Origin of the sequence: Mesorhizobium alhagi CCNWXJ12-2 (assembly GCF_000236565.1) — a bacterium.
In the GTDB taxonomy this organism is placed as follows: Bacteria; Pseudomonadota; Alphaproteobacteria; order Rhizobiales; family Rhizobiaceae; genus Allomesorhizobium; species Allomesorhizobium alhagi.
Genome location: NZ_AHAM01000016.1, coordinates 1 through 12,479, shown reverse-complemented (window position 1 = coordinate 12,479; position 12,479 = coordinate 1). Strand labels below are relative to the sequence as shown.

At 65.1% G+C, this 12,479-nt stretch carries 9 protein-coding genes; 5 read left to right on the top strand and 4 right to left on the bottom strand.

What is annotated here, in order from left to right:
• Entirely contained in the window at positions 1-825 is an 825-nt protein-coding gene (locus MAXJ12_RS01030; RefSeq protein ID WP_008833870.1) for a phosphoenolpyruvate hydrolase family protein, read from the top strand.
• Positions 822-1,229 carry a cupin domain-containing protein gene (locus MAXJ12_RS01025; protein WP_008833869.1) on the top strand — a complete coding sequence of 136 codons (408 nt, stop codon included), beginning with the start codon at positions 822-824 and terminating at the stop codon, positions 1,227-1,229. The genes MAXJ12_RS01030 and MAXJ12_RS01025 overlap by 4 nt, the downstream gene beginning before the upstream one ends.
• A gap of 902 nt (positions 1,230-2,131) precedes the next feature.
• On the opposite strand, the gene MAXJ12_RS01020 is transcribed toward MAXJ12_RS01025, so the two are convergent.
• From MAXJ12_RS01020 to MAXJ12_RS01010, 3 genes are all read right to left on the bottom strand, one after another.
• On the bottom strand, positions 2,132-3,316 hold the full coding sequence (locus MAXJ12_RS01020) for a M24 family metallopeptidase (protein ID WP_008833868.1): 1,185 nt from the start codon (positions 3,314-3,316) through the stop codon (positions 2,132-2,134).
• A gap of 73 nt (positions 3,317-3,389) precedes the next feature.
• Positions 3,390-5,984 carry a TRAP transporter permease gene (locus MAXJ12_RS01015; protein WP_008833867.1) on the bottom strand — a complete coding sequence of 865 codons (2,595 nt, stop codon included), beginning with the start codon at positions 5,982-5,984 and terminating at the stop codon, positions 3,390-3,392.
• Between the two features lie 75 nt (positions 5,985-6,059).
• Positions 6,060-7,043, bottom strand: a complete 984-nt coding sequence (locus tag MAXJ12_RS01010) for a TAXI family TRAP transporter solute-binding subunit (protein ID WP_008833866.1) — start codon at positions 7,041-7,043, stop codon at positions 6,060-6,062.
• Between the two features lie 114 nt (positions 7,044-7,157).
• On the opposite strand from MAXJ12_RS01010, the gene MAXJ12_RS01005 reads away from it, so the two are divergent.
• Positions 7,158-8,030, top strand: coding sequence for a MurR/RpiR family transcriptional regulator (locus MAXJ12_RS01005; RefSeq protein ID WP_008833865.1), 873 nt, complete (start codon positions 7,158-7,160; stop codon positions 8,028-8,030).
• A 4-nt stretch (positions 8,031-8,034) separates the two neighbouring features.
• Here MAXJ12_RS01005 and MAXJ12_RS01000 read toward each other — a convergent pair whose 3' ends face one another.
• Complete coding sequence (locus tag MAXJ12_RS01000) at positions 8,035-9,360, bottom strand: aspartate aminotransferase family protein (protein WP_008833864.1); 1,326 nt, start codon at positions 9,358-9,360, stop codon at positions 8,035-8,037.
• Positions 9,361-9,469: 109 nt separating this feature from the next.
• On the opposite strand from MAXJ12_RS01000, the gene MAXJ12_RS00995 reads away from it, so the two are divergent.
• Both MAXJ12_RS00995 and MAXJ12_RS00990 read left to right on the top strand, forming a co-directional pair.
• On the top strand, positions 9,470-10,336 hold the full coding sequence (locus tag MAXJ12_RS00995; protein ID WP_008833863.1) for a beta-keto acid cleavage family enzyme: 867 nt from the start codon (positions 9,470-9,472) through the stop codon (positions 10,334-10,336).
• Between the two features lie 103 nt (positions 10,337-10,439).
• The coding region (locus MAXJ12_RS00990) for a transglycosylase domain-containing protein (protein ID WP_008833862.1) at positions 10,440-12,479 on the top strand (2,040 nt) is incomplete at its 3' end.

Here is a 12,479-nt window from a genome sequence, read left to right as displayed (position 1 = left end):
GTGGCGGACCGCGCCCAGCCGATCGTCGGCGGCGGAGCCGGCACCGGCATCTCGGCCAAGGCCGAGGAGGCGGGCGGCATCGACCTCATCATCATCTACAATTCCGGCCGCTACCGCATGGCAGGACGCGGCTCCGCCGCCGGGCTGCTCGCCTATGGCAATGCCAACGAGATCGTCAAGGAAATGGCCTACGAGGTCCTGCCTGTGGTGAAGCACACGCCGGTGCTGGCCGGTGTCAACGGCACCGATCCGTTCGTCATCATGCCGCTGCTGCTTTCCGAACTGAAGACCATGGGCTTTTCCGGTGTGCAGAATTTTCCGACGATCGGCCTGTTCGACGGCTCCATGCGGCAAAGTTTCGAGGAAACCGGCATGGGCTTTGGCCTCGAGGTCGACATGATCGCCGAGGCGCACAAGCTCGACCTGCTGACCACGCCCTATGTGTTCAACCCGGATGAGGCCCGCGCCATGACAAGGGCCGGCGCCGACATCATCGTCGCGCATATGGGAGTGACCACCGGAGGCTCGATCGGCGCGACCTCGGCCAAGTCGCTCGACGACTGCGTCACGGAAATCGATGCGATTGCCGAGGCGGCGCGCGAGGTTCGCAGCGACGTCTTCGTACTCTGCCATGGCGGGCCGATTTCCATGCCCGACGATGCGAAATACATTCTCGACCGCTGCACCGGATGCCACGGTTTTTATGGCGCGAGTTCGATGGAGCGGCTGCCCGCCGAAGCCGCCATCCGCAGTCAGACGGAGACATTCAAAGAGCTGGCGCTCGGCGCGCCGGCGGCAAACAGGAACCGGGGAGGAGCCGCATGACCAGGGAACGGAATTTCGTCTATCCGAAGGAGGTCGACACCTTCGCCTTCGACTGGGGCAGGCTGGCCCTGACGGTGGCGCCGGAGGTCAACGGCGCGTCGCGTTTCTCCGGCGGCGTGGTCGACCTGCAGAAGGGCCATGCCCGGCACAATCATCCCGGCGCGGAAGAGATCATCTTCGTGATTTCCGGAACCGGCGAGCAGATGGTCGAGGACGAAGAGGGTAATCCGGTGGTGCGGAAGGTCGGGCCCGGCTGCACCGTCTATGTGCCCGAAAGCCGCTTCCATTCTACGACGAACACCGGCGACGGGCCGATGCAGCTTTTCGTCGTCTATTCGCCCGCGGGCCCGGAACTCGCGCTGCGCGAACTGCCCGATTTCCGGCTGGTGCCGCCGGCCGCCTGAAGGGGAATCGTTGCGCTGCCGATCCTCCCCCGGTTTACGGGGGAGGGGGACCATGCGAAGCATGGTGGAGGGGGCACTGCGGCCCTCAAACGTGGATAGGATCCACTCTCATTTTGGCTCGTGCGCAAAAAGAACTGTTGTGGATCAATGGCATAACAGCCGGCGAGAAGATTCTTCGCACCGGATTTGTTCACACATCCCGCCCGTCCCGCACAATCCGTCCATCGCCCTTGCGGGAACCGGTTCCGGACAGGGGATCGGGTGGGGCGGCGGTGACCTCTCCCCGTGGATTCGGTTCCCACGGGCCTGAGGGCGTCCGACGGGCCGGCGTTCCCGCGGCAGGCGCAAATGCCTGGATGGCGGGTTTGCGGAGTAGCCGTGCGTAACGACCATGAAACGTCCGTGTGCAATCCGCGGGGCAGCATGGAGACGGCGCGTGACCGGTCGACCGTGGCGACAGACACCGGACGGGCGGGCATGGAAGTGCCTGTTCTTTTTTACGAATTCGTGCGGCGCTTTCCCGCCCGCCCGTCTTCCCGACCACTGCAATGGCCAGACCGGAAACGGGGCGTGGCGATGAATAGGTGCGTCCTTCGAGGCTCGCTTCGCTCGCACCTCAGGATGATGACGGCGTCGGGGAGGGAGAACCAGCAAGGCGCAGATGCGATGGCATTTTATTTCACGACTTCATTTCAGGTCGTCATTCGGGGGCCAATCAGTGCACGCTTTCCTCGGTGCAGATGCGCCCCACGCTCAGAGTTGATTGTGATCGTGTGTGTTCGGCTAAACCTTCAAGATTGACGGTCGCCCCCCAACCTCCCTCATCCTGAGCCTGTCGAAGGACGCACTGGTAAAATGGACAGGAGCGCCAATCGCCGAAGCTCCATTCCCGGACAGATGTATCACGATCCACCCCTGTTCCACCCCCTCCCGCGGGCGCCGAACATCTCGTAGCCGCCGTCCTTCACAGCGACCGTGTCCTCGAGCTTGATGAAGCCGCGCGTCGGATGCAGCATCGTGGTCTCGACCGACAGCACCATGCCGGCCTCCAGCGGCCTTGCGGCGTCGACGCCCTCATAAGCGACCGGGTGGTTGGTCATCAGGAACGGCGCCTCATGGGTGATAAGCCCCATTCCGTGTGCGAAGAAATCGGTGAAGGCGGCGCTCGGCGACGCCCTCAGCACGGCCTCTGCGTGGGCGATCATGTCGCCGCCGAGAACGCCGGGCGCGATCTTGGAGAAGGCGGCCTGCTGCACCGCTTCGACCTCGGCCAGCAGATCCTGCAATTCCCGGTCGGGCTCGCCGAGCACCGCCATGCGGCAGAGGTCGCCGATATAGCCGTGATAATTGCCGCCGGAATCGAGCGACATCACCTCGCCGGGCTGCCAGGCCTGTGGCGACACCGCCCGGTTGTGGCTCGAGCCCAGCGTCAGCAGCGCATATTCGAAGGTCAGGCCGCGGTTCGTCTCCTCGCGGCGCAGCGCATCGACGATCTCCTGCTTGGTCGAACCCGGCCCCTGGCTTGCAAACACCGCCAGCATGGAATCGGTGATCAGCTCCGACGCCATGCGCAGCTTTTCGAGTTCCTCCGGCGTCTTCAGCGCCCGCATGCGCTCCAGCATCGATGTCGCGTCCACCAGCCTCGCGCCATCGAGCCCCTGCAGCGCGCCATGCGCGTCGGCCGGCAGGAATGGCGGTTCGATGCCGATTCGCGCATCGGCCTTGCCGATCGTCTTCAGATGCTCGACTGCAAGACCTGCGGCGTCCATCGTACCCCATGTCGCGGTGTGCACCGCCGGCGTCCAGAACGGATTGTTGTGATGCTCGCCGCCTTCCATGCGGTTGCCGATATAGGCGGCATGTTCCGGACGGCCTTTTTCGTAGATCACCACCGGCAGATAACGGCTGTGCCCGATCGCATCCATGGCGGCGAAGAAGATGAATTTGTAGCCGCCCAGCAGATACTGGACATTGTGCTTGGAGGTGGCGACCAGGACGTCGATGCCGGCCTCCTCCATGAGGCGGTCGACACGGGCATGATCGAAAGGAATTTCGGCGCCGGAACGCTTGCCGGAAGGTGCATTCATGATCTCTCTCCCTGGCTGCATATAACTGGTAGGACCAGTTATATGCAATATCCAGCCGGCATGCGGGCGGGTCTCAGGCCGCCTGCGATTCCCGAGCCGCGGCGCGCTTGCGAGCAAGCTGCAGCCCGGCGATCAGCGCCGTAACCGCCAGCGCCGCCCCAACAGGGATCAAGGTGGACGGCTGCTCGGCCTTCCTGAGGACCGCCGTGACGTCATAACCGACGTCGAGCCCGATGCGCTTGGCATAGGAGCCGAAGGCGACATTGGTGATCATCAGCGTATCGCCGGCCGGAGCGATCGTGAGGCCGATGGCGCGCAGCCGCTCCAGCGGCTCGGCCGGTTCGCCGAGCGGCACGTTGACCGTCTTGCGCACGTCTTCGCCCATCAGGTCGATGCCCTCGACGACGAAGTTGATCCGCGCATCCTCCGGCGCCTGCTCGACCGCCGACAGGAACTCGCTCGCCGGGCGTTCCTCATAGGGCGCAGTGAACTGGTTGAGCCACCAGTCCGGACGGAACAGGGTGAAGCAGACCAGCAGCAGGACCGCGCTTTCCCAAAGCCGGCTCTTCGTCACGAAGAAGTTCATCGTCGCCGCCGAGAAGATCAGGATGGCGGCGAGCGAGACCGCGGCGACCCAGATCGTCTGCGCCCAGGTGTCGACGCCGATCAGCAGGATCGAAGGGTTGAAGATGAAGACGAAGGGCAGGATTGCGGTGCGCAGCGAATAGAACGCGCCCTGGAAACCGGTGGCTATAGGGTCTTCCTTGGAGATCGCCGCCGCCGCGAAGGCGGCAAGCCCGACCGGCGGCGTGATGTCGGCCATGATGCCGAAGTAGAAGACGAAGAGGTGCACGGCGATCAGCGGGATCGCCAGCCCCGCCTGCGCGCCGAGATCGACCACCACCGGCGCCATAAGCGTCGCCACCAGGATGTAGTTGGCCGTCGTCGGAATGCCCATGCCGAGCACGAGGCTGATCGCGGCGACGAGGATCAGCATCAGGATGACGTTGCCGCCCGAGATGAACTCGACAAGTTCCGTCATCATCAGTCCGAGGCCGGTCAGCGTGATCGTGCCGACGACGATGCCCGCCGTGGCGGTGGCGACCCCGATGCCGATCATGTTGCGCGCGCCGAGCGCCAATCCGTCGGTCAGATCCCACGCGGCGGCTCGCACCGAGCTGGAGAAATGCTCCTTCCGGAAAATCGCCATAAGCGGCCTGCGGGTGGCGACGATGCCGAGGATCGTGACCGTCGCCCAGAAGGCCGAAAGGCCGGGCGAAAGCTGCTCGACCATCAGGCACCAGAGCAGGACGGCGATGGGGATCAGGAAATCGAGCCCGGTCCGGGTCACATCCCAGGCGCGCGGCAGTTCCAAAATCGGCGCGTTCGGGTCGTCGAGTTCCAAATCCGGATAGCGCGACGAATACCAGATGGTGGCGACGTAGAGGACGATGCCGGCGACGGCGAGCAGGGTCGGCGCGGCCGAGCCGAAGGCGGCCTGGATGGCGATGATGCCGTAATATAGGATGCAGACCGCGAGGATGCTGCCGGAAAGCCCGAGCCCCATGCGCAGCCACCGCTCACGCCGCGGCGTCGGGCGTTGCGGGATAGGCTGCATGTCGAGCTTCACCGCTTCCAGATGCACCATGTAGAGCAGCGCCAGATAGGAGAACACGGCGGGCAGGATCGCGTGCTTGACGATCTCCGCGTATGGGATGCCGACATACTCGACCATCAGGAAGGCCGCGGCGCCCATGACCGGCGGCATGATCTGGCCGTTGATCGAGGCGGTCGCCTCGATCGCGCCGGCCTTCACGCCGGACAGGCCGGTGCGCTTCATCAGCGGTATGGTGAAGATGCCGCCCGAAACGACGTTGGACACGGACGAGCCGGAGACGACGCCGTTCAGCGCCGAGGACACCACCGCAACTTTGGCCGGACCGCCGCGCAGATGGCCGAGCAGCGCGATCGAGATCTGCATCATCCAGTTGCCCGCGCCGGCCTTTTCCAGAAGCGTGCCGAACAGCACGAACAGGAAGACGAAGCTTGTCGAGACGCCGAGCGCGATGCCGAACACACCCTCGGTGGTCAGCCATTGGTGATTGAGGAATTTGACCAGCGAGGCGCCGCGATGCTGGATCACGTCCGGCATGTACTGGCCGGCGAAGGTGTAGAAGATGAACACCGAAGCGACGATGACCATGGGTAGCCCCAGCGCGCGGCGGGTCGCTTCGAGGAGAAGCAGGATGCCGACCGTGCCGGTCACGAGGTCGAGCGTCGTGGGCTGGCCCGGGCGCCCGGAAAGCTGAACGTAGAACAGGAACAGGTAGGCGCCCGCAAACGCGCCGACGAACGCCAATACCCAGTCCAGCAGGGGAACGCGGTCGCGCGGCGAGGATCTGAATGCCGGATAGGCCGTGAAGGTCAGGAACAGTGCGAAACCGAGATGGATGGCGCGGGCCTCGGTGTCATTGAGAATGCCGAAGCCGAAAACGAAAGCCAGGGGCGAGGCGTACCAGAGCTGGAACAGCGACCATGCGACGGCCACCCAAAGCAGCACCTGCCCGGCGACGCCCGCGGCGTGGCGGCCGCCGGGATCGGCCTCCGCGACGAGTTGTTCGAGCTGCTCGAGATCGACCTCGGCCGGCTGTTCCTTGACTTCGCTCATGACGCCCTCCCTTTCTTATGGATTATGCCGGCGGGCTCCCCACGAACCCGCCGGCCTGTCGTCAGGTTGCGAAGCTTACTTCAGCCAGCCTTTCTCCTTGTAGTACTTTTCCGCGCCGGGATGCAGCGGCGCCGAATTTCCGTCCGTGACCATCTTCTGCGGATCGAGATTGGCGAAGGCAGGGTGCAGCGACTTGAACTCGTCGAAATTCTCGAACGTCGATTTCACGAGCTGGTAGACGGTCTCTTCGGGAACATTGGCCGAGGTGACCAGTGTGGCGAGGACGCCGAAGGTTTCGACGTCGTCGGGGTTGTTGTTGTAGAGACCGCCCGGAATGGTCGCCTTGGCATAATAGGGGTTGTCGGCGACGAGCTTGTCGACGACTTCGCCCGTCAGCGGCACCAGCTTCGCGGCGCAGGTGGTCGTCGGATCCTGGATGTTGGCCGACGGGTGGCCGACGCCGTAGAAGAAGCCGTCGATCTTGCCGTCGCAGAGCGCCGGGCCGTGCTCGTCGGCCTTCAGTTCCGAAGCCAGCGAGAAGTCCGCCAAGGTCCAGCCCATGGCGCCGAGCAGGCGTTCCATGGAAGACCGCGTTCCGGAACCCGGATTGCCGACATTGAAGCGCTTGCCCTTGAAGTCCTCGAACTTGGTTATGTTGGCGTTCGGATGCGCCAGCACGGTGAAGGGTTCGGGATGGATCGAGAACACGGCCCGAAGATCGGCATGCGCGCCGCCTTCCTTGAAGGATTCCTCGCCCTGGAAGGCGTTGTACTGGACGTCCGACTGGGCCATGCCGAAGTCGAGTTCGCCTTCCTTGATCGTGTTGACGTTGAAGGCCGAGCCGCCGGTCGATTCCACCGAGCAGCGGATGCCGTGTGTCTTGCGGTCCTTGTTCAGGAGCCGGCAGATCGCGCCGCCCGCGGCGTAATAGACGCCGGTGACGCCGCCGGTGCCGATCGTCACGAAATTCTGCTGCGCCATCGCGCCGCCAGAAAACAGCAGCGCGGCCGACAGGGCCACGGCTTGCGCTCCGCGACGCATAATCCGGTCATGTTTCATCTAGTTCTCCCTTGGTGTTGCGTGCCGATGCGGCCATCGCGCTTTTTGTATCGAAGGCACGTCGCGCCATGCTACGATTGTTGCGCTTTGTCAATCAAGGGGAATACTTGTTACATGGATGGGCGCGAAGCGGGTTTCGACGAGGTCCAGGGGCGCATACTGGCCGACCTGCCCGAACTGAGCTCGGAACTCCGCAAGGCGGCGCGCTTCCTGGTCGATCATCCCGACGAGGTCGCGCTTGTGTCGATGCGCGTGCTGGCCTCGCGCTCGGAAGTGACGCCCACGACCTTCGTGCGGCTGGCGCGGCGGCTGGGCTTCGCCGACTGGGCCGCGCTGCGAAAACCTTTCGAAGACCGGCTGCGCTCCGGCAACGCGCCCTTCGCGGCCAAGGCCGACGCGCTGGTCAAGCGCGGCGCGGAGGCGATCTTCGCTGAATCCCTGCGGACGATATCGGCCAATCTCACTGCCGCCGAAGCGGTCAATGGCGGCGACGAAATCGCCAAGGCTTGCGCCATATTGGAGCGCGCCCAGCGCATACGCGTCGCCGGGTTCCGCAGCTGCCGCGCGCCAGCCCACGCGTTCGTCTATCTCTGCCGGATGTTCCGGCGTGACATCACGCTGCTCGGCGGCGACAGCGGCGCACTGGAGGCGGAGCTGGCCGCGCTAGGCAAGAGGGAGGCGATCGTGGCGATCGGCTTTTCGCCCTATTCGCGCGAACTCGGGCCGGTGGTGGAAGCGGCGCGGCGGCACGGCGTGCCGATCGTCGCCATCGCCGACAGCATGGCCGCGCCGGTCGCGCGGCATGCGGAGGTTACGCTGCGCTTTTCGACCGACAGCCCGTCCTTCTTCCCGTCGGTGGCCGCCGCGATGGCGATCGTGGAAGCGCTCGCCGCGACGATGCTGGCGCGCAGCGGTCCGGCCGCCGCCGAGCGGGTCAGGGAGACGGAGCTGGAGCTGCAGGCGTTCGGCGCGTATTTGGCGGAGTGAATGCCTATACGGCCACCGCCGCATCAATCGCGTCGCCGAGGCGCTCGACCACGGCATCGATCGTCGCCGCGTCTATGATGAACGGCGGCGCGATCAACACATGATCGCCATGGACCCCATCGATCGTGCCGCCGCCGGGATAGACCATCAGCCCGCGCGCCATCGCCTCGCGCTTGACCTTCGCGTGGAGCTTCAGCTTCGGATCGAAGGGCGCCTTGGTCGAGCGGTCCTCGACCAACTCCACGCCCATGAAAAGGCCGCGTCCGCGAATGTCGCCGACATGCGCGTGGTTGCCGAACCGTTCACCCAATCGCCGCGAGAGATGTGCGCCCATGGCCCGGACATTGGCGAGCAGATCGTCGCGCTCAATGACCTCCTGCACGGCAAGCGCTGCGGCGCAGGCCATGGGATGGCAGATATAGGTGTGGCCATGCTGGAACAGGCCGGAACCGTTGGCGAAGGCCTCGAAAATTTTCTGGCTGAGCAGCACCGCGCCGATCGGCTGGTAGCCGCCGCCGAGCCCCTTCGCCACCGTCATCAGGTCCGGCGCGACGCCGTCCTGCTCGCAGGCATGCAGCGTGCCGGTGCGGCCCATCCCGCACATCACCTCGTCGAGGATCAAGAGGATGCCGTGGCGATCGCAGATGGCGCGGATGCGCTTCAGATAGTCGGCGACGGGCGGCACAGCGCCGGCCGTCGCGCCGACCACCGGCTCCGCCACGAAGGCCATCACCGTCTTCGGGCCAAGCTCCAGCACCTTGTCTTCCAGCGCCTGCGCGGCGCGCGCGGCATAGCTTTCGTCGCTCTCGCCCGGCTCCTGGAAACGATAGGCGTAGCAGGGGTCGATGTGGTGCGTCTCGATCAGCAGCGGGCGAAACTGCGTGCGCCGCATTTCGTTGCCGCCGGTGGCCAGCGCGCCGAGCGTGTTGCCGTGATAGCTCTGGCGGCGGGCGATGATGTTGCGCCGCTGCGGCTGCCCGGTCTCGACGAAATACTGCCGCGCCATCTTCAGCGCCGCCTCGATCGCTTCCGAGCCGCCGGAGACGAAATAGGCATGGCTGATGCCCTGCGGCGCTCCCGCCACCAGCCGATCGGCCAGCTTCTCGGCGGGCTCGTTGGTGAAGAAGCTCGTGTGGGCATAGGCGATCCGGTCGGCCTGGGCGTGCATTGCCGCCGACACATCGGGATGGCCGTGGCCGAGGCACGACACCGCCGCGCCGCCCGAGGCGTCGATGTAGGAGCGTCCATCGGCATCAAGCAGATTCACCCCCTGGCCGCCGACGGCCACCGGCAGGCTGGCATGGATCTGGCGATGCAGGATTTTGGTCATGATGTCCTCGGAGGGCCGGCTTGGCTATAGGGAAGAACCTAGACCCGCTGCCGGAAAGATGCAACATATGTTACATCATAGCTCGAAATGAAACAAATGGATTGACCGCGTGACCGCACCAGACCTGAACGTTGCCGCCCCCGTCGCCATCGCGGTCGCGCCGAATGGCGGGCGCCGCACTAAGGCCGATCATCCGGCGCTGCCCATGACGCCGGCCGAACTTGCCGCGACGGCAGCGGCCTGCCTGGAGGCGGGCGCGTCGATGATCCATACGCATGTGCGCGACCGGGACGGAGGGCATCTGCTGGACGCCGATGCCTATCGCGCAGTGATTGCCGCGATCCGTGCCGCCGTTGGCGACCGGCTGGTGATCCAGATCACCAGCGAGGCGCTCGGCATATATCGGCCCGCCGAGCAGATGGCGGTGGTGCGCCAGGTGCGGCCGGAGGCGGTATCGCTCGCGCTCAGGGAATTGCTGCCGGACGACAGCCATGAGGCAGCTTTCGGGGAGTTTCTGGGTTGGCTGCGCCGGGAAAAAATCGTTCCCCAAATCATCCTCTACACGCCGGAAGAGGCAGTGAAGCTGGCCACCCTGAAGGAGCGGGGCCTGATTCCATTCGAGGATATTCTGGTGCTTTACGTGCTCGGCCGCTACAGCGTCGGCCAAAAATCGTCGCCCGGCGACCTCCTGCCATTTCTCGCGCCCGGCATGCCGCGCTTTGGCCATTGGAGCGTATGCGCATTCGGCGCGCGCGAAACCGCTTGCGTCACCGCCGGCGCGCTGCTCGGCGGCCATATCCGGGTCGGGTTTGAAAACAATCTGTTCCTGCCCGACGGCTCGCCGGCAAGGGACAATGCTGAACTTGTCGCGGCGGCGGCCACCGCGGTCGCCGCTTGCGGCCTGCGCCCCGCGACCGCGGAGGAACTGCGCAAAGACTGGCAGCGGACTATCTGCGAGATCGTCGGCGGTCATTGAAAGCATTCCTTCAGCGAGCGCCCAAGCCGGCTTAACGCCCCCTTAAATCGCCGCATTTACTGTCCAGTTGGCGTCGCTAACGGGACGGACACAGCGGGACGGCATGGTGAACCGAAACAAGACGCGCATCGAACCGACTTTTGACGGGCCGGCGCGGGCAAGATCCTCGTCGGAACTGTCGGTGAGCGAGGATGATCGCGTGATGCCGAGCAGTCGACGCAAGGCCCCGGCCAAGGGAAAATCGGCAAAGAGCAAACCGTCGCGCCGCAGTCGCGGAAAACAGCGACGCGGCCTGCTCGGTGGTTTTACGCGACTGTTCTACTGGTGCTTCGTGCTGGCGCTCTGGGGCGGCATCGCCGCCGCCGGCATCGTCGCCTGGTATGGCGCCAAGATGCCGAGCGCCACGACCTGGGCCATTCCCGACCGCTCCCCCAACATCAAGATCGTCTCCGTCGACGGCAAGCTTGTCGCCAATCGCGGCATGACCGGCGGCGAGGCTGTCGGCCTGCATGAAATGTCGCCCTATATCCCGCAGGCGGTCATGGCGATCGAGGACCGCCGCTTCTATTCGCATTTCGGCATCGATCCGATCGGACTCGCGCGGGCGATGGCGACCAACCTGATGGATGGCCGCTTCACGCAGGGTGGTTCTACGCTGACGCAGCAGCTCGCAAAGAACCTGTTCCTGAAACCTGACCGGACGATCGAGCGCAAGGTCCAGGAGGTGCTTCTGGCGCTCTGGCTGGAGCACAAGCACACCAAGGACCAGATCCTGGAAATGTATCTGAACCGGGTCTATTTCGGCTCCGGCTCTTATGGCGTGGAGGCGGCCTCGCGCCGCTATTTCGGCAAGTCCGCCCGCGACGTGACGCTCGCGGAGGCAGCGCTTCTCGCCGGCCTGCTGAAGGCCCCCTCGCGGCTGTCGCCGGCGCGCGACCCCAAGGCCGCCGAAGACCGCGCGCAGCTGGTGCTGGCCGCAATGCGTGATGAAGACATGATCGGCGAGAAGGAACTCACCGTCGCCATGAGCGCGCCCGCGACCCGCGCCACAGCCTACTGGACCGGCTCGGAGCACTACGTCGCCGACCGCATCATGGAGGAACTGCCTGGCTTGATCGGCGATGTCCGCGCCGACATCATCGTCGATAGCACCGTCGACCTGACGCTGCAGGATCTCGCCGAAAAATCCATCCGCCGACTGATCTCCGAGAATGGCGAAAAGCTCAACGTCAGCCAGGGGGCCCTGGTGTCGATCGACAATTCTGGCGCGGTGCGCGCCATGGTCGGCGGCTACGACTACGCCAACAGCCAGTTCGACCGCGCTTCCGAAGCCCGTCGCCAGCCCGGATCGGCCTTCAAGCCGTTCGTCTTCCTGGCGGCGCTCGAGCAGGGCCGCACGCCGGACAGCGTGCGCACCGACGCTCCCATCCGGATCGGCAAATGGACGCCTGAAAACTACAACGGCAAATATTTCGGCAAGGTCACGCTGGCAACCGCACTGGCGAAATCGCTGAACTCGGTCGCGGCCCAGCTCGCCATGGAGGTCGGCCCAGAAGCGGTGGTTGAGGCCGCGCACCGCATGGGCATCGAATCCGAGCTTCAGGCCAACACGTCGATCGCGCTCGGCACGTCGGAAGTCACGCCGCTGGAACTGACCGCGGCCTATGTCCCCTTCGCCAATGGCGGCTACCGCCCGGAAGTGCATTTCATCCGGCGCGTCACCACGACCTCCGGCGAGGTGCTTTATGAAAACACCGGCGGCTCCGCGCCGCGCGTCATCCGGCCCGAGATCGTCGGGATGATGAATTCGATGATGACCGGGACGGTCGAGACAGGCACCGCCACCAAAGCCGGTTTCGCCTGGCCGGCGGCCGGCAAGACCGGCACCAGCCAGAAGTCGCGCGACGCCTGGTTCGTCGGCTACACCGCCAATCTGACCACCGGCGTCTGGTTCGGCAACGACGACGACGCTCCGATGAAAAAAGTCACCGGCGGCGCCCTCCCGGCGCAGGCGTGGCATGAATTCATGGTGGCCGCGCATGAGGGCGTGCCGGTGGCGCGCCTGCCCGGCTCATGGACGCCCACGCCGAAAACGACGCCCGGCTTCGAGGAAGCCGTTTCCAAGGCGATCACCGGGACGGAC